This is a genomic window from Lachnospira pectinoschiza (assembly GCF_020564355.1).
GTDB classification, from domain to species: Bacteria; Bacillota; Clostridia; order Lachnospirales; family Lachnospiraceae; genus Lachnospira; species Lachnospira intestinalis.
Map to the genome: position 1 here is coordinate 277362 of NZ_JAJCRR010000003.1, position 18596 is coordinate 295957.

The 18596-nt window shown below is 44.3% G+C and carries 18 protein-coding genes and 2 tRNA genes; 17 read left to right on the forward strand and 3 right to left on the reverse strand.

Annotated features, from left to right (window positions below):
* Positions 1-68: 68 nt before the first annotated feature.
* The 11 genes from LI288_RS07365 to LI288_RS07415 all read left to right on the forward strand — a co-directional run bounded on the left by LI288_RS07365 (position 69) and on the right by LI288_RS07415 (position 10953).
* A complete protein-coding gene (locus LI288_RS07365; RefSeq protein WP_022431823.1) occupies positions 69-1193 on the forward strand; it encodes a SpoIIE family protein phosphatase in 1125 nt (374 codons plus the stop codon).
* 15 nt (positions 1194-1208) lie between these two features.
* Positions 1209-2762 carry a tRNA lysidine(34) synthetase TilS gene (gene tilS / locus LI288_RS07370; protein WP_227089966.1) on the forward strand — a complete coding sequence of 518 codons (1554 nt, stop codon included), beginning with the start codon at positions 1209-1211 and terminating at the stop codon, positions 2760-2762.
* Position 2763: 1 nt separating this feature from the next.
* Complete coding sequence (gene hpt / locus LI288_RS07375) at positions 2764-3291, forward strand: hypoxanthine phosphoribosyltransferase (RefSeq protein ID WP_022431825.1); 528 nt, start codon at positions 2764-2766, stop codon at positions 3289-3291.
* Positions 3292-3311: 20 nt separating this feature from the next.
* Positions 3312-5132, forward strand: a complete 1821-nt coding sequence (gene ftsH / locus LI288_RS07380) for an ATP-dependent zinc metalloprotease FtsH (protein ID WP_227089967.1) — start codon at positions 3312-3314, stop codon at positions 5130-5132.
* 365 nt (positions 5133-5497) lie between these two features.
* Positions 5498-7555, forward strand: coding sequence for a glycoside hydrolase family 13 protein (locus LI288_RS07385; protein WP_440311445.1), 2058 nt, complete (start codon positions 5498-5500; stop codon positions 7553-7555).
* Positions 7556-7588: 33 nt separating this feature from the next.
* A complete protein-coding gene (locus LI288_RS07390; protein WP_227089969.1) occupies positions 7589-8491 on the forward strand; it encodes a GDSL-type esterase/lipase family protein in 903 nt (300 codons plus the stop codon).
* Positions 8491-9219: a tRNA (guanosine(37)-N1)-methyltransferase TrmD gene (gene trmD / locus LI288_RS07395; RefSeq protein WP_022431829.1), complete on the forward strand. Its 729-nt coding sequence runs from the start codon at positions 8491-8493 to the stop codon at positions 9217-9219. The genes LI288_RS07390 and trmD overlap by 1 nt, the downstream gene beginning before the upstream one ends.
* 104 nt (positions 9220-9323) lie before the next feature.
* Positions 9324-9396, forward strand: a tRNA-Phe gene (locus LI288_RS07400).
* A 5-nt stretch (positions 9397-9401) separates the two neighbouring features.
* Positions 9402-9472: transfer RNA gene (locus LI288_RS07405), tRNA-Gly, on the forward strand.
* A gap of 107 nt (positions 9473-9579) precedes the next feature.
* Positions 9580-10209, forward strand: coding sequence for an endonuclease III (nth, locus tag LI288_RS07410; protein WP_227089970.1), 630 nt, complete (start codon positions 9580-9582; stop codon positions 10207-10209).
* A gap of 27 nt (positions 10210-10236) precedes the next feature.
* Positions 10237-10953, forward strand: a complete 717-nt coding sequence (locus LI288_RS07415; protein ID WP_227089971.1) for a 3'-5' exonuclease — start codon at positions 10237-10239, stop codon at positions 10951-10953.
* Between the two features lie 32 nt (positions 10954-10985).
* Here the strand turns inward: LI288_RS07415 and LI288_RS07420 are convergent, their stop codons facing one another.
* Positions 10986-11477 (reverse strand): hypothetical protein, encoded by a 492-nt coding sequence (locus tag LI288_RS07420; RefSeq protein WP_227089972.1) that lies wholly within the window; start codon positions 11475-11477, stop codon positions 10986-10988.
* Positions 11478-11958: 481 nt separating this feature from the next.
* On the opposite strand from LI288_RS07420, the gene LI288_RS07425 reads away from it, so the two are divergent.
* From LI288_RS07425 to LI288_RS07450, 6 genes are all read left to right on the forward strand, one after another.
* Complete coding sequence (locus LI288_RS07425; protein ID WP_227089973.1) at positions 11959-12936, forward strand: AIR synthase-related protein; 978 nt, start codon at positions 11959-11961, stop codon at positions 12934-12936.
* 32 nt (positions 12937-12968) lie between these two features.
* Entirely contained in the window at positions 12969-13451 is a 483-nt protein-coding gene (locus LI288_RS07430; protein WP_022431835.1) for an Lrp/AsnC family transcriptional regulator, read from the forward strand.
* Positions 13448-14629: a pyridoxal phosphate-dependent aminotransferase gene (locus tag LI288_RS07435; RefSeq protein ID WP_227089974.1), complete on the forward strand. Its 1182-nt coding sequence runs from the start codon at positions 13448-13450 to the stop codon at positions 14627-14629. Before LI288_RS07430 ends, LI288_RS07435 begins: the two co-directional genes overlap by 4 nt.
* The gene (locus LI288_RS07440) at positions 14616-15086 is read left to right on the forward strand and encodes a chemotaxis protein CheX (RefSeq protein WP_022431837.1); all 471 of its coding nucleotides are present in this window, start codon (positions 14616-14618) and stop codon (positions 15084-15086) included. Before LI288_RS07435 ends, LI288_RS07440 begins: the two co-directional genes overlap by 14 nt.
* Before the next feature lie 82 nt (positions 15087-15168).
* Positions 15169-15669 (forward strand): tRNA (uridine(34)/cytosine(34)/5-carboxymethylaminomethyluridine(34)-2'-O)-methyltransferase TrmL, encoded by a 501-nt coding sequence (gene trmL, locus LI288_RS07445; protein ID WP_227089975.1) that lies wholly within the window; start codon positions 15169-15171, stop codon positions 15667-15669.
* 21 nt (positions 15670-15690) lie between these two features.
* A complete protein-coding gene (locus LI288_RS07450) occupies positions 15691-16125 on the forward strand; it encodes an LPXTG cell wall anchor domain-containing protein (protein ID WP_227089976.1) in 435 nt (144 codons plus the stop codon).
* Positions 16126-16415: 290 nt separating this feature from the next.
* Here LI288_RS07450 and LI288_RS07455 read toward each other — a convergent pair whose 3' ends face one another.
* Both LI288_RS07455 and LI288_RS07460 read right to left on the reverse strand, forming a co-directional pair.
* Positions 16416-17834, reverse strand: coding sequence for a HAMP domain-containing sensor histidine kinase (locus LI288_RS07455; protein ID WP_227089977.1), 1419 nt, complete (start codon positions 17832-17834; stop codon positions 16416-16418).
* Positions 17835-17887: 53 nt separating this feature from the next.
* Positions 17888-18592: a response regulator transcription factor gene (locus tag LI288_RS07460; protein WP_022431841.1), complete on the reverse strand. Its 705-nt coding sequence runs from the start codon at positions 18590-18592 to the stop codon at positions 17888-17890.
* Positions 18593-18596 lie beyond the last annotated feature (4 nt).

An 18596-nucleotide genomic window follows, 5' to 3' on the forward strand; every position in this document is an offset into this window, starting at 1 on the left:
ACCTGACAAAAACTGCACAAAACAGCGTCTATAATAGGCAGAAAAATGCCAGAAGCAGGAGGGGCTGTATGAGTGAAAGGGTGCAGGATTATGTAGTGGACTATTCCGTAACAAAGCTGGAGGAAACCGCCAGGACATTCAGACGTCTTGGCGAAGCGTATGAAAACGCTTCGGAACCGCAAAAAAGCGGTACCGGAATTTCCAAACAGCTTTTTTTAGTTGCGGATGTACTGGAAGAATGTATGACTATGTATGTGCATACGGAAGACGGAAAAAAAGATTTTGTCAGGGAACTGACACGCAAATGTTTCGTGAACGGGATACGCATAAAAAACGTACAGCATTTGTCAAAAAAAAATGGCAGAAATGCCATTGTGTTTCAGGCAAGGACTGTGGGCAGAAGCTGTGTGGCAGCAAAAAAAGTTGTTCCGGTGCTTACAGAAGTGCTGCGGAGCGGATATTATCCGGATGATTCCAACCGCCGGATTATCAATGAAGAATATCATCAGTACATTTTTATTCAGGAAGACCGGTTTAAACTGCTCAGTGGTGTGGCAAGAATGAATAAGGGAAAAAGTCATTTTAATGGGGATAACTTTCTGATTTCGCGGTTAGAATGTGGAAAAGCCATCGCTGCGATTGCAGACGGCATGGGCAGCGGAAAACGTGCTTACATTGAAAGCCGTATGGTCATTGAACTGATGGAAAACTGTATTGATGCCGGGTTTGATGAAAAAGCATCCATTGATCTGATTAATTCTGCGTATATTGCAGGCGGCGGAACGGGAAATCCGGTAACAATGGACATGAGTGTGATAGACTGCCAGTCGGGGTATATGCACTGTATGAAGCTGGGTGCGGTATCCACCTTTATCAGGCGGGACAAGTGGGTGGAGATTATCCAGTCAACGACACTGCCGATGGGGGTGTTAGAACAGGTCGATTATGACTGCACGACAAAGAAACTCTATGACGGCGATTATATTGTTATGGTCAGTGACGGAGTACTGGATAATATTCCGTGTGTGAATAAAGAGGAACGCATGGCACAGATGATTCATGCCCTGACGATACGGGAACCGTCCGCAATGGCAGAGAAACTTCTGGAACAGTCGCTTGCCTATAATGATATGAAAGCATCGGATGACTGTACGGTTTTGGTACTGGGCCTGTTTGACACCTATGAAAAATGAGAATATAATTGTTTTATGGTAAAGAAAATATACAAATATATACAGGAACACCGGATGTTAGAAAATACAGGCATCCTTGTTGCCGGCTTGTCCGGCGGTGCGGATTCGGTATGTCTGGTGGCTGTTTTAAAAGAAATTATAGAAAAAGAACAACTGGATATCCGTCTTCTGGCGGTGCATGTCAATCACGGAATCCGCGGAACAGAGGCAGAACGGGATGAGCAGTTTGCGAAGCAGCTTTGCAGACAGTTATCGGTGGAATATATAAGCCGCAGGGTGGATGTGCCGTCTGTGGCACACCAGGAGAAGCTGTCAGAGGAAGAGGCGGGAAGAATCCTGCGCTACCGCATTTTTAAGGAAATTGCCACGCAGCAGGAAAAGCATACAGGCAGAAAAGTAAAAATCGCCGTGGCACACCATCAGAATGACCAGGCTGAAACCGTACTGATGAATCTGGTACGGGGCAGCAGCCTGCGCGGAATTTGTGGAATCCGTCCGGTGCGGGACAATATTATCCGTCCGCTCTTATGTGTGAGCCGTGCACAGATTGAGGAATATCTGACATTGCAAGGACTTTCTTATGTGACGGACAGCACCAATGAGGAACTGGTGTATACAAGAAATAAAATACGCCGGGAACTGATTCCGTATCTTGAGAAGAATCTGAATCCCAATGCCGTACAGAAACTGACGGAACTGGCAGATAGCGTTTTGCAGGCGGAAGAATATATTGAACAGCAGGCGGCAGGGCTGTATGAAAAGGCGGTTATTTTACAGCCGCAGGAAAATCCGTCAAAACCGTCCGTAAAGTTGTCTGTAAAGGCGCTGGTTTCTGCACCGCCGGTTTTACAGCAGTATGCTATCCGGCGGGCAATAGAAGCGGCAGCCAATGGTGCAAAAGATATTTACAGGGTACATGTCGGGGCAGTGCAGGAGCTTCTTGAACATTCTGTCGGAAAATGTGTGAGCCTGCCGTATGGGCTGGTGGCGGTAAGGGGATATGATGAAATTACGATTGCGCGGAACAAAACGGCACACCTCGACAGCAGAAAGCAGTGTGGCGGTATACACGGCGGTACAGAGCAATGCGGAAGTATGCCGCAAAATCCGGCTGACAGTGCGGTGCAGATGCCGGATTTACGGGAATTTGAAAAAATATGGCGTGGGAAGAGAATAACTATTCCTGTCAATGAGCCGGTGTATTTTACACGGGTAAACGAATGCCGTAAGGCAGTGGTCATTTTAGAACAGGGCAGCTTATCAGAAATTTATGGAAATAACGACTATACGAAACTCTTTGATTATGATAAAATAAAGGATAATTTTTCTTTTCGTTTCCGGAAAACGGCAGATTTTATAAGGATTGACAGGAATGGCACGAAAAAGACCTTAAAAAAAGAACTGATTGATAAGAAAGTGCCAAGGCAGGTAAGAGATGCGGTTCTTCTGCTTGCCGTATCCAATGAGATATTGTGGGCGGCAGGTGTCAGACGAAGCAGTGCCGGGCTGGTTACGGATTCGACTCAAAGGATATTAAAAATAAGCGTAGTAATGCAGGAGGATAAATGAAATGGAACAGCACCATATCAGTGTGATGATATCAGAGGAAGAAATTGAAAAGAGAGTGTGTGAACTGGCAGCCCAGATCAGCAGTGATTTTGCAGGGGAAACCGTAAAACTGATCTGCATTTTAAAGGGCAGTGCTTTTTTTGCGTGTGAACTCGCAAAAAGAATTACCGTGCCGGTAATGATTGATTTTATGCAGGTATCCAGCTATGGAAGCGGCACGGTATCAAGCGGAACAGTTCAGATTAAAAAAGACCTGGACGAGCCGTTAAAAGATGAAAATGTTATCATTGTTGAAGACATCATTGATTCCGGAAATACATTGTCAAGACTTGTTCCGATGTTACAGGAACGCGGACCGAAAGATTTACGGATCTGTACACTGCTTAGCAAGCCGGAGCGCCGCGAAGTAGAAATAGATGTTGCTTATAACGGATTTGAAATTCCGGATAAATTTGTAGTCGGATATGGACTCGATTATGACCAGCATTACAGAAATCTGCCATATGTCGGTGTAATCGAAAGTGAATAAAGAAGAAAGAGGAGGAAAAGATGAATACAAACAGAAATAAAATGGGAGGAGTTGGCATCTATCTGGTGGTTATAGCGGTGATTGCCGTGCTTTATTTTGCACTGGCAAGACTTTCACCATCGTCATCATCATACAGCTACAGCAATTTCCTGTGGGATGTCCAGAACGGATATGTATCCAGCGTGTTAATCAAGCAGAATTCAGAAGTGCCGACCGGTGTACTCTCTATTACCAAGACGGACAACGGCGAGGAACTGTTAAATGTTTCCGATGTGCATGAAATTGAACAGTTACTGCTGGATAACAATATCCGGTACACGTTAAAAGATGTGACAAGAGACAGCGTATGGATTACAACGATTCTTCCGTTTGGTATCTGTCTGGTGATTATTATTGTAATTATGATGATGACCAACAGACAGGCAGGCGGCGGTGGCGGCGCGAAGATGATGAACTTCGGAAAAAGCCGTGCCAAGCTGATGAACGGTACACAAAACTCTGTTACATTTAAAGACGTTGCCGGTCTTCAGGAAGAAAAAGAAGAACTTGAAGAAATTGTGGATTTCTTAAAAAATCCGGTGAAATATACAGAACTGGGCGCAAGAATCCCGAAAGGCGTGATTTTAACAGGTCCTCCGGGAACCGGTAAGACACTGCTTGCAAAGGCAGTAGCAGGAGAAGCGGGTGTGCCTTTCTTTAATATTTCCGGTTCGGATTTCGTGGAAATGTTTGTCGGTGTCGGTGCTTCCCGTGTGCGTGACTTATTTGAAGAAGCCAAGAAAAACGCACCGTGTATCGTATTTATCGATGAAATCGATGCCGTGGCAAGACGCCGTGGTACCGGTATGGGCGGCGGACATGACGAGCGCGAGCAGACGTTAAACCAGATGCTTGTTGAGATGGACGGTTTTGGTATCAACGAAGGTATTATCGTGATGGCGGCAACAAACCGTATTGATATTTTAGACCCGGCGATTTTAAGACCGGGACGTTTTGATAGAAAAGTTGTTGTCGGACGGCCGGATGTACAGGGACGTCTTGAAATTTTAAATGTCCATGCGGCAAAGAAACCGCTCGGTGATGATGTGGATTTAGAAAGTCTTGCAAGAACCACAGCCGGATTTACCGGTGCGGATTTGGAAAATCTGTTAAATGAGGCGGCAATTAACGCAGCCAAGCGAAAAGAAAAATATATTACCAATGCAGATGTGAATTACGCATTTGTAAAGGTTGGCATCGGTGTGGAAAAACGCAGTAAGATTATTTCTGAAAAAGAAAAGAAGATTACGGCATACCACGAATCCGGACATGCAATTTTATTTCATCTGCTTCCGGATGTCGGTCCGGTGCATACGATTTCCATTATTCCGACGGGAATGGGGGCAGCAGGTTATACTATGCCGTTGCCGGAACGAGATGAAATGTTTAACACACGCGGAAAAATGCTTCAGAATATTATCGTCAGCTTAGGCGGACGTATTGCGGAAGAACTGGTATTTGATGATATTACCACCGGAGCATCACAGGATATTAAACAGGCCACGGAAACTGCCCGGTCAATGGTTACAAAATACGGCTTTTCATCAAAGCTGGGATTGATTAATTATGATAACGACAGTGATGAAGTCTTTATCGGCAGGGATCTGGCACATACCAGACCGTATGGTGAAGAAGTGGCTTCCCAGATTGATACGGAAGTAAAGAACATCATTGACGAGTGCTATGGCAAAGCCAAAAAGATGATTGAGGAGCATATGGACGTGCTTGAAAAGAGCGCACAGCTGCTTCTGGAAAAAGAAAAAGTAACCCGTGAGGAGTTTGAGGCGTTGTTTGAAAATTAGATTGTATTCAAAGGGTGGGGAAACGGTTGTGAAATATGCACAAAAAAAATCGACAAAATTCGTCAAGATTGTGAACACTTCACTTTGCGTTCATGATACTATAATTAACGTAAAAACCCCCCAATACATTATATATTTTTTGCTACACCCCATAATAAGTGAAATACCTTCTCCAAAAAGGACAGCCTTCCCCGGCTGTCCTTTTTACTGCTTATAGGGAGATTCAGGGACAAAATGATGATGTTGTTGAAATCTATTGAATTTCGTTATATAATAAAGAATGTGAAATTAAAAAGAGGAGTCTGTCCATGAGAATTGTAAAAGCCATTGAAAATATGACAGCCAGCAATCAGAAGCTGATGTATATGTGTAATACACGTCCGGTATTAAAGACAGGGGCGTTATTCAGTGACGTTACAGAAGAATATAGAATACCGGCAGAACCGCAGCCGGGGGATACGGTAAAGCTTCGCTTAAGAACAGGAAGGTATAATGTGGATACGGCATACCTGTATGTAAACAATCAGGAGTATGAGATGTACCGTGTTGCCAATAATACACTGTTTGATTACTACGAGGCATCGGTGGAAGTGGCGGAAGAAAAGCTTTATTACTATTTTAAAGTCGTTTCCGGCAAAAATGTCTGTTTTTATAATCAGATTGGCGCGGCAAAAGAATTAAATCCTTTTTATAATTTTCAGATTATGCCGGGCTTTCAGACCCCGGAGTGGGCAAAGGGTGCGGTGATGTATCAGATTTTTACAGACCGCTTCTGCAATGGGGATAAAAGCAATGATGTATTAAATGATGAATACAGCTATATCGGAGAGCATGTCTGTCAGGTGGACGACTGGAACCGGTATCCGGCGCAGATGGATGTGCGTAATTTCTACGGCGGCGACTTAAAAGGCGTATGGGACAAGCTGGATTATTTACAGGACTTAGGGGTAGAGGTTATTTACTTTAACCCGCTGTTTGTATCGCCGTCCAATCATAAATATGATATACAGGACTACGATTATATAGACCCGCATTTCGGTGTGATTGTATCGGATGAGGGAAAACTGCTCAGTGAGGGAGATCAGTGTAATACACATGCATCCCGGTATATGGACAGGGTAACGAATAAAAAGAATCTGGAAGCCAGTAATGAATTTTTTGCAAAGCTGGTGGAAGAAATTCACAAAAGAGGCATGAAGGTCATTATTGACGGCGTATTTAACCACTGCGGTTCGTTTAATAAATGGCTTGACAGGGAGCATATTTACAGTACAAGCCCGGAACAGTATGCATCCGGTGCGTATGAGAGCTTTAACAGTCCGTATCATACCTTTTTTAAATTCTACAGTAACCAGTGGCCGGATAACAACTCGTATGACGGCTGGTGGGGCAATGACACCCTGCCGAAGCTTAACTACGAGGAAGCGGATACACTGGAGCAGTATATTTTAGGTATTGGTAAAAAATGGGTATCCGAGCCGTACTGCGTAGACGGCTGGCGGCTGGATGTTGCGGCAGATCTGGGCAACAGCCGGGAATACAACCACCAGTTCTGGAAAAAGTTCAGAAAGGCAGTCAAGGAAGCCAATCCGGAAGCTGTCATTCTTGCAGAAAATTACGGCGATTCCTATGACTGGCTTCAGGGGGATGAATGGGATACCATTATGAACTATGATGCGTTTATGGAACCGGTGACGTGGTTTTTAACCGGTATGCAGAAGCACAGTGATGAGTTCCGTCAGGATATGCTTGGCAATGCGGGCAATTTTTTCGGGGCGATGCATCACAATATGTCCCGTATGGGTGGACAGGCAGTTGCGATTTCCATGAATGAACTTTCAAATCACGACCACTCGCGTTTTCTGACCAGAACGAACCACCGTGTCGGCAGAACGGCATCCGTCGGAGCAGAAGCTGCGAACGAAGGCGTAAATAAAGCCGTCTTTATGGAAGCTGTCATCATTCAGATGACATGGCCCGGAGCGCCGACTATTTATTATGGTGATGAAGCAGGCGTGTGCGGCTGGACAGACCCGGATAACAGAAGAACGTATCCGTGGGGCAGTGAAGATCAGGAACTGATTGCATTTCACAAGGCGGCAATTGCCATGCATAAGTCACAGGAAGTTTTAAAGACCGGTTCTTATAAACCGCTTGTCGGAGAGTATAATCTGATTGCTTATGGCAGATTTAATCAGAAGGATGCAGTTGTAGTCATTGTCAATAATTCTGAAGATGAAAGAAGGGTCAGGGTTCCGGTCTGGGAACTTGGCATTACGGATAAAGATGAGATGGAACAGATATTTGTGACATTTGACGGCGGTTTCGGTGAGGAACAGCTTTGGTATACAGTAAACGGCGGCTGGTTAGACATCGGTCTTAGAAAGACTTCGGCAGTCGTGTTAAAACGTGTAAAATGGTAGAAAAACAATAGTTAGAAAGGCTGGTAACAGGAAATGGATAACAATGGAAAAGATACAAAAAGTTCAGTGAAACTGAACCGGAAAATGAGAATGTGGCATAAATACAGGAATTACTGCTTCGGAGCGGCAGGTGTGCTTGTGGCACTGGTTATCTGCGTGGCAGTTATCCGGTTTATGGGAAGATCATCTTCCGACAATAAACAGCAGGCGGCAGTACCGCCGACAACGGCGCAGCAGATAACACAGAATGAAACACAGCCGGTAACACAGGCACCGACAGTGGCAGCAACAGAAGCACCGACAACACAGCCTGCAACAGAAGCTACAACGGCAGCACCGTCAAACAGCGGTATCCTTGCGATTGACGGACCTGCCGGAGAAGCAGATTTTACAACACAGGATTATTACAGTGATGCTGTATTGTTCGGGGATTCTATTATCGGCGGTATTCAGGAATACGGTTTCTTAAACAGCGCACATGTGGTTGCCGGAAATAACCTGACAACGACAAAGGCAGTTGCAGAAGTAGACAGCGTGGAACAGTTAAATCCGTCCAAGGTATTTATCATGGTCGGCTTAAATGATGTCAATTTCGGAAGCAAGAGCGCTGAAGCGATAGCAGAAGATTTAATTACACTGGCAGGAGCCGTAAAGGATAGCTGTCCGTCCGCAAAGGTATACATTTTATCCCTGCTTCCTGTAACAAGTGGATTTGAAGCGCGTGATACGAATAAAATCACACAGTCTGCGATTGATGATGTAAATGATACGGTAAGTGTTCTTGCAGCTTCTGCCGGATACACCTATATTGATGTGGCTTCTGCATATAAAAACGGTGCCGGATACTTAAATCCGGATTACAGCACCAACGGTATGAACCTGCATCATGATTACTATGCATTCCTGTTAAATTCAATCGCAGAGGTAGCAAAATAATGAGATTTCACGTACTGACCCTGTTTCCGCAGATGATTCTGGATGGCTTGAATACAAGTATTACAGGACGCGCAATCCAGAACGGAATCTTATCGGTAGATGCGGTAAATATCCGTGATTTTGCGGAAAATAAATATATGAAGGTGGACGATTATCCGTATGGCGGCGGTGCCGGACTGGTCATGCAGCCGGGACCTGTCTGCTCCGCGTATAAAAGCGTGACAGAGCGGATTGGAAAGAAGCCGAGAGTGGTGTATATGACACCGCAGGGGTATCCGTTTACACAGCAGATGGCACAGGAATTTGCACAGGAAGAAGATTTGTGTATTCTGTGCGGGCATTATGAGGGCATTGACGAGCGTGCTCTGGAAAAGATCGTGACCGATTATGTGTCCATTGGAGATTATGTGCTGACCGGCGGAGAACTGCCGGCAATGGTTGTGATTGATGCGGTGTCCAGACTGGTGCCGGGTGTTTTAAATAACAAAGAATCGGCAGAAACCGAAAGCTTTGAAAACGGACTGCTTGAATATCCGCAGTATACCCGTCCGGTGGAATTTGAAGGCATGCGAGTACCCGACATTCTTTTATCGGGACACCACGGCAATGTAGACGCATGGCGTCTTGAAAAGTCTGTTGAGCGGACAAAGAAGTACCGACCCGATTTGTATGAAGCTTATGTAAAGGAACAGGAATCCCTGCAGGATAAAAAGAAGCATAAAAAATAAATTTTGGGGATTGACTGAAAAAAAATATTATTGTATAATTATCACTGTGCTTGTCGTGTAAAGGCGGCACAGTGATAATAAAAGATAAGAAATCTTAGATTTCTGCCTAGATAGCTCAGTCGGTAGAGCAGAGGACTGAAAATCCTCGTGTCACTGGTTCGATTCCGGTTCTAGGCACTTTTGCGGGTGTAGTTCAATGGTAGAACACTAGCCTTCCAAGCTAGATACGTGGGTTCGATTCCCATCACCCGCTTTTTGTGTACCCAAAAACAAATAGCTTTTATCGCAGAGCCAAATCTGATATTTGGCTCGCGATTCCTTTGGTATTAAAATGCCTGCGGAATGGAGATTAGTGAGATTATGACAAAAAGAACGAAAAGCATTTTAGAGCGGTTAGATGAGCGGTATACGACAGAATTCCGATGTAGTTTAAATTACACGACACCGTGGGAGCTGCTTGCGGCAACGATGCTGTCGGCGCAGTGTACCGACGAGCGGGTCAATATTGTGACAAAGGATTTATTCGTAAAGTACCCGGACGTATCGGCAGTTGCACATGCAGATGTAAAGGAAATGGAGCAGGATATCCGCTCGATTGGATTTTACCACAGCAAGGCAAAGAACCTGATTGAAACGGCAAGAAGAATCTGTGTGGATTTTGGCGGAGAAGTGCCGTCTTCATTAGAGGAGCTTACAAGTCTTCCGGGGGTCGGCAGAAAGACGGCGAATGTCATCCGCGGCAATATTTTTCATGAACCGAGTATCGTAGTGGATACCCATGTCAAGCGTATTTCCCAAAGACTGGGTTTTACAAAGGAAACTGAACCGGAAAAGATTGAATATGATTTAATGAAGGTCCTGCCGAAAGATCACTGGATTGTATACAATATACAGATTATTACATTTGGACGGGAAATCTGTACGGCGCGTGCGCCAAAGTGCAGTGAGTGTTTTTTGCAGGATATCTGTAAATCAAAGGATAAGAGATAGAAAGTAAACGGGAAACGAGGATTGGTTATGATAAGGGACTATGTGGCACTGGATTTGGAAACTTCGGGGCTGAATCCGTCAGAAAATCAGATTATTGAAATCGGCATGGCAAAGGTCTGTGACGGCGAGATTACAGAAACCTACAGCCGTCTGTTAAATCCGAAGGAGAAGCTGTCGCAGCGGATTGTGGAACTGACCGGAATTACCGATGAAATGGTGGCAGGGCAGCCGCATGTTTCGGAAGTAATTGATGAAATTGTAAGTTTTATCGGGGATATGCCGCTTCTGGGACATAATATTATATTTGACTATTCATTTTTGAAAAAAGCGTGTGTGAATCATGGGATTCCTTTTGAAAAGAACGGAATTGATACCTTAAAGCTTGCAAGAAGACTGCTTCCTGAGGTGGAACATAAAAATCTGGATGTGCTTTGCGCATATTTTCAGATTAATCCGGGTAATTCGCATCGCGCCTTAGACGATGCGGTCAGCGCCCATCAGCTTTATTATAAGCTGTATGCGGTAAAGCCGGACGATGAAGGGTTTAGAGAAACCCTGCCGCTTAATTACACGGTCAAGAAAGATACACCGGTTACGGCGGCACAGAAACGGTATCTGGCAGCATTGGTTTCCTATCACGGACTGACACTGGAGCAGGACATTGACAGCCTGACAAAAAGCCGGGCTTCTAAAATCATTGATGGCATTATTTCGGAACATGGGAAACTGCCGTATAAAAAATAAAAAGTCTGTTTAATCGTAAGCGCAGTAAAAAGTTAGGCAGGTGAAGCCTCTCCGCGCTGGATGGCTTTTAACCGGGCAATAATCGGGTCTTTGGAAAGCGAGGAAAGCTGTTCTGCCTGTGCGATTAAAAAGTCGATTTTTTCAGGCTTTCCATATTCCATGTAATATCCGGCAAGCAGGGTATAGTTTTTACCGATGTCGGTATGGGTTGCGATGCCGAATTCCAAAAATGCGGCAGCCTCTTTTTTCAACCCCTGTTCTGTCAGTAGTTCAGCAATTCTTGCAAGGGAGCGGCTCAGTGTGACATAGTTGTTGTCATAATCGGTCAGCTCGGTTAAGTTGCCGACACCGTATTCCAATTTTAAATCGGTGTTGGTAAAACCTGACAGATTTAAAATCTTTTTTTCTTTTAAAGCTTCAATTGTATGCCACTCCTTTAAGATATGTTCATCCTGCGTATCCGGACAGGTCAGTGTATCCGGAATCCGGATGTAATCCAGTCCGGAAATATCTTTTTTCCGCACAGAATTGGCTTCCGACTCCCGTTTCCAGAAGGTTTCATTGTTAATTTTCTCTTTTTTTGAATTTTTTTTCATATTATGTTGAAGCAGAAATAATATTAGTATAAAATAAGGCAGTATCAGTTTCATAATTTATCCTTTACATTGGGATAATCACAGAAATGGAGCAAGTGTGAAAAATCCTTAAATTCAAGATTTTTCACACGGCAGTTTTGTGCCGCAGGCGTCACAAAGCTGCGCTTATCGCAGAACTGAATAAATTCAGTCCGCGATTCCTCCGGCATTAAAATGCCTGCGGAATGGAGAAGAAAATGATTAATTTTAACAATAAAAAAAACAAGCAAATTTTTTCTGCAATTATCATTATTATTTTAGTATTGGCAATGGTTGTGCCGATGGTGGCATCAGCCCTGCTTTACTAATCATAACCTAAATAAGGCAAAGTGGCAAGTTTTACTTAAAGACCTGCCGGAATGGAGAGTATATGAATCCGGGAAAAGTATCAAATTCGATTTTGAAGCGTTCTGTTTTAAAGCAGATAAAAAAACGTGAAGAATATGCGGCGAAACCGGCGATTGGTGTAGACTGTGCGTATATCAGCCTGCAAAAGAAAGACAAGCCTGCGGTGGTGAGTGCGGCAGCGGCTGCAACGGGGGACATTGCAGCGAAAAATCCGGTACAGCGAGCCGCCAATAATATTTATGCAGGCGGCGGAATTCCCGTGGCGGCGGAGTGCACGGTGCTTTTACCGCTGTCCGCAGAGGAGGCGAAGCTGCGGGAAATCATGGAAACGCTCCAAAAGCAGTGCGAACCGCTGGGTATCCAGATTTCCGGCGGACATACGCAGGGCAGTGCAGCGGTTTTAGAACCGGTTGTAACGGTGACGGTAATCGGGCTGTGTGACGGGAAAAATTTATCGGCGAAAAATATTCATCCGGGACAGGACGTGATTCTGACAAAGTGGATTGGTATCAGCGGCATCCGGCAGATTATTGCAAAGAACCGCCCGGAAATTTTACGGTTTTACAGAGAAGACGTGATTGAAAAGGCACAGGGAAATGCACAGGATATGTCCGTTGGGGAAGAAGCGTTTCTTGCTGCACAGGCAGGCGTGACCGGTATGCACGATGTTTCTGAGGGTGGCATTTTTGCAGCACTGTGGGATATGGCAGAAGCCGGAAAAGTCGGACTGGATATTGATTTTAAAAAGATTCCGGTCAGACAGGAGATTATTGAAATTTGTGAAATTTTTGACGTAAATCCATATGAATTGGAATCTTGTGGTGCTTTGTTAATGACAGCGGATAACGGACATGATATAATAAAAATATTGTCTGATGCAGGAATTAAGGCATCTGTCATTGGAAGGACAACGGCAGATCACAATAAAATTTTGCGCAATGACGATGAGGTACGGTATTTGGACACACCGAACCGGGACGAGGTATATCGTTTTATATAAGTCTTGGATTACAGCGAAAGGCGGATGAATGTATGAGAGAAAAGATATTAAATATGCTGGAAAAAAACAGCAGAATCGATTTAAAAGACATGGCGGTTATGCTTGGCATGACAGAGGTGGAAGTCGCCAATGAAATCGCGGATATGGAAAAAGAGCATGTCATCTGCGGTTATAATACCCTGATTAACTGGGACAAGACAAGTGAAGAAAAAGTAACAGCCCTGATTGAAGTGAAAGTCACACCGCAGCGCGGATTGGGATTTGACAGCATTGCAGAGCGCATTTATAAATATGATGAGATTACATCGGTTTATTTAATGTCCGGTGGATTTGACTTTACGGTCATTATTGAAGGCAAGACGATGAAATCAGTGGCACAGTTTGTAGCCAATAAGCTTTCACCGCTGGATTCGGTACTCAGCACATCCACACATTTTGTACTGAAAAAATATAAGGATTACGGCAGGGTATTGGATGCAGAAGAAAAAGATGAAAGGATGCTGGTGACACCATGAGAAATCCATTGTCAAAGAAAATAATCGGTATTGAACCGTCAGGAATCCGTAAATTTTTTGATATTGTCAGTGAAATGCCGGATGCGATTTCTTTAGGTGTCGGAGAACCGGATTTTGATACACCGTGGAATGTCCGCGAAGAAGGCATTTATACGCTGGAAAAGGGAAGAACATTTTATACATCCAATGCAGGTTTAAAAGAACTGCGTGAAGAAATCAGCCGGTATGTAAACCGCAAATATGATCTGCACTATGACCCGGTGCATGAAATTTTTGTCACGGTCGGCGGTAGTGAAGCGATTGATGTGGCACTGCGCTGTATGACAGACCCTGGCGATGAGGTGCTGATTCCGCAGCCGAGTTATGTGTCGTATCTGCCGTGTGCAGTCATGGCGGATGCCGTGCCGGTGCCGATTGAACTAAAGGCGGAAAATGATTTTAAGCTGACAAAAGAACAGCTTTTAAACAGCATTACGAATAAGACCAAGATACTGGTACTGCCATATCCGAACAATCCGACCGGTGCAATTATGACGAAGGAAGAACTGGAAGAACTTGTTCCGGTGATTATTGAAAAGGATTTATATGTGATTTCCGATGAAATTTATGCGGAACTGACATATGGAGGGAAGCGCCACTGTTCGATTGGTTCACTGCCTGGCATGAAGGAGCGGACCATTGTGATTAACGGCTTTTCAAAAGCATTTGCAATGACCGGATGGCGCTTAGGCTATGCCTGCGGACCGGCACCGGTTATTGAGCAGATGGTAAAACTCCACCAGTTTGCGATTATGTGTGCGCCGACGAACAGTCAGTTTGCGGCAGTGGAAGCGTTGAAAAATTGTGACATGGAGGTTGAAATGATGGTAGAGGCATATGATCAGAGAAGACGTTTTCTGCTCAATGCCTTTAAAGAGATGGGACTGGAATGTTTTGAGCCGTATGGCGCATTTTATGTATTTCCGTCAATTAAGAAATTTGGAATGACATCAGAGGAATTTGCAACAAGGTTACTGAGTGAACAGAAGCTGGCAGTAGTACCGGGAACAGCTTTTGGAGCATCAGGTGAAGGCTTTGTGCGCATTTCTTATGCGTACTCCATCGAAAATTTAAAGGTGGGATTAGAAAGAATACAGAAGTTTATAGAGTCCTTGGGAGGAAATGATGGCAGAATTTAGCGTAGAATATATCAATCCTTTTTTAATGGCGGCAACCAGCGTGATTAAAGATATTTGCCAGGTCGATATGAAAATTGGCAGACCGTATGTAAAGACAACGGAGTTTGCAAGTGATTCCGTGATTATTATGATTGGTGTGACAGGAGAAGTGCGCGGACAGGTTTTAATGTCATTTCCGGAAGCACATGCGCTCCATGTAGCCTCCAAGATGATGATGGGGATGCCGGTTACGGCACTCGACGATATGTCTGCCAGTGCGATTAATGAGCTGGGCAATATGATGATGGGAAACGCGGCAACGATTCTTTCGACAAAAGGCATTGCCATGGATATCACACCGCCGACTTTATGCCGCGGAAATGTTTATTTAAAGCAGTCTTACAGTCAGAATATCTGTGTTCCGCTGACAAGTGATGAGATTCATATGGAACTGGATATTGCAATTAATGTGAATTAATTATAATACACGGCGGAGGCATTGACGGATAGGACGGTGCAGTTGTGTAACTGGTTGATTGCAGGATCAGAAAGGGGAAAAGATGTTAAATATTGTATTACATGAACCGGAGATGCCGGCGAATACCGGAAATATCGGAAGAACGTGTGTGGCGGCGGGCGCAAGACTGCATTTGATTGAACCGCTCGGCTTTAAGTTAAATGAAAAGATGTTAAAGCGTGCCGGACTGGATTACTGGGACAAGCTGGATGTAACGGTCTATGATGATTATGCGGATTTTCTGGAAAAGAATCCCGGCGCAAAGATTTACATGGCAACGACAAAGGCGCAGAAGACTTACTGTGATGTGTCTTATGAGGATGACTGTTATATTATGTTTGGCAAGGAAAGTGCCGGAATTCCGGAAGAAATTCTGGTCGATAATGAGGAAACATGTATCCGTATCCCGATGATTGGCGATATCCGTTCCCTGAATCTGTCCAATTCCGTTGCAATTGTACTGTATGAGGCTTTGCGCCAGCACAATTTTGAAACAATGAATCTGGAAGGACATCTGCACAGATTGCACTGGAAAAGTGAATGAATATAAGAATAGCATGAAAAAATGGTAGTCGTAGACATCTCTATTTTAAGAGGTACGGAATTTGTTCATCAGTTCCCTGGCGGCGTTGAAGTAACATTAGACATTCCGGCAGGCTATGAGGAAGCCAATACAAAGGTATTCCGTATGGAAGCAGACGGAACGGCAACAGATATGCAGGCAGTCTGCAAGGACGGCAAAGCAGTCTTTGTAACCAACCATTTCAGTACCTATGTTATTGCAGAACAGGCAAAGACGGCAGAGGAAGCACCGAAGGTTGTGAATGAAAATGTTTCAACCGCACAGACCAAAGCTGCAAAAGCAGAAAATACAAAGAATGAAACCGTAAAAACAGGCGATACTGCCAATGCAGGATTATATGTAATGCTGATGGCAGTCATGTTTATCGGTGCAGGCGTTCTGGTCATCGGAAAACGTAAAGAATTATTTACAAAATAGAATTAGAAGCAAAAGTAAATATAAAGTTGTAAAAGACTGAAAATAAAAGCCGGCGTATAAAGTAAGCAGAAAAGCAAAACTTTATACGTCGGCTTTTTACAGTGTAATATTTTCTAAAGCCAACCCCATCCCGCCCGCCGCCGTTCCAGTAAAAAAATCATCCGCTTTCTAAAGCCAAGTGCCACAGGCAAAAGCCATTGCCGTCCCGTTCGCCACGCCCCGGTAAAAAAATCATCCGCGGTCCGAAGTCAAGTGCCAACGGTGAGGAACGCGGATGATTTTTTTACCTATTACTTACTTAAAGCCAGTGTAAAAATAAACTCTGTGCCGACGCCGACGGTGCTGACGACATCAATCGTTTCATTGTGTGCCTGTAAAATTTCCTTAGTGATAGAAAGTCCAAGGCCGGAGCCTTTTTTGTCGCGGCCGCGGGATGCATCGGATTTGTAAAAGCGGTCCCAGATTTTATCAAGACTTTCCTTTGAAATACCGGAGCCGTTGTCCTTGACGGAAATATAGGCTTTCTCACCTTTTTCCCGCACGGAAATGTAAATCACGGAATTTTCGTGGCTGAATTTAATTGCGTTGTCGACAAGGTTGTAAATAACCTGTCCGATTTTGCTTTTATCGGCTTTGACGGAACAGGTTTCCGCGGAAAAGGTCAGCTGGAACTGAATCCGCTTCTTTTTACACGTTCCCTCAAAGGTTTCAATCGTGTGCTTGATAATCGAATTGACATCAAATACGGACAATTCAAGCCGCACGGTTTTCGGGTCTAATTCATTCAGCGTTAAAATGTTGCTTGTCAGCTTCGTCAGCCGGTCCGTTTCAAACAGTACAATATCAATATATTTTTTTGTCATTTCCGGCGGAATCGTACCGTCTGCAATGGCTTCCAGATATCCTTTAATCGATGTCAGCGGTGAGCGGAAATCGTGGGAAATGTTGGATAGGAACTTCTGCTGGAACTGGTCGGATTCGTCCAGCTTTGATGCCATATAATTTAAGGAAGCGGACAGCCGTCCGATTTCATCAATATCATTTTTGACATCAATTTTATAGGCGAGATTTCCTTTTCCGTATTCCTTTGTCGCTTTGATAATGCCGTTGAGCGGTTTGTGAATCTGGACAAAGTACAGTGCGATAAAGCTGAGGCTTAAAAGCATTACCATAACCAGTGTGATGTAGTTGGTATTAAAGGTTGTGTATACATTACCGGTAATCACATTTTCATCTAAATGCACAACCACATAGCCTTTCATCGTAAAGGAGCTGGTTATCGGTGCGAAGACACTTAAACAGGTACAGTCAAGCATACCGTAAAAATCGCCGGTCTGCGTGTGTTTTGTCCCCAGACTGGTATAATCAAAGCCATCAATGGTGTATAAAATATCTTTTGTGTTATGCTCCTGTGTATAAGCTGTATCCAGAATGATATTGCCTGCGGTGTCGATAAACATAATGCGTGTATCGTTGAGCAGGGCAACGGTCCGTAATTCGGTTTCAACGATACGCAGGTGCTCCTCACTGAAATAGTCATCGGCGTATTCACTTGAAATCGACAGTGCCTGCTTGTACAGGGCATCTGTATAGTAGTTGTAAACCTTTGCATAGTCGATGCGGTAGCTGATAAAAGTCACGCCTAAAAAGCCGAGCAGGGCAACTGCCGCATAGACAAAAAGGTATTTGGTTAAAAGATTAAATTTCATAATTGAAAACAATCCTTTCCGGTGTTATGACGGTTTTATTTCATCTTTGTGGATTACCGGCGTGTTACGAACTTGTAACCGATGCCCCATACCGTTTCAATCGACCAGTTTGCGTGGTCTTTGATTTTTTCACGGATTCGCTTAATATGGACATCGACCGTCCGGGTATCTCCGATATATTCATAACCCCAGATGTGGTCTAAAAGCTGTTCCCTTGTAAAGACCTGATTCGGCGAAGAAGCCAAAAAGTAGAGCAGTTCCAGTTCCTTCGGCGGCATTTCCACCGTCTTTCCGCAGTATTGTACGGAATAATTGCTGAGATTGATAATCAGATCCGGGTATTCCACGCACTGCACAGTTGCACCGACCGGCGCAGATTCCGCCGGCATCTGGTAGCGGCGTAAAACTGCCTTGACGCGGGCAACCAGCTCCTTTGTTTCAAACGGTTTGATAATATAATCATCAGCCCCCAGTTCCAGTCCGAGTACCTTATCAAAGGTTTCGCCCTTGGCGGATAGCATGATAATCGGTACATTGTTGGACTTGCGGATTTCACGGCAGACTTGATAGCCGTCAATACCCGGAAGCATTAAGTCCAGTAAAATGAGGTTCGGGCGGAAAGTGTCAAGCTGGAGCAGGGCACTTTCGCCGTCATAAACAATCTTTGTTTCAAAACATTCTTTTGTCAGATAAAGAGAAATGAGTTCTGCAATATTTTCGTCATCGTCAACAATCAGTATTTTTTGTTTTGTCGCCATGTAA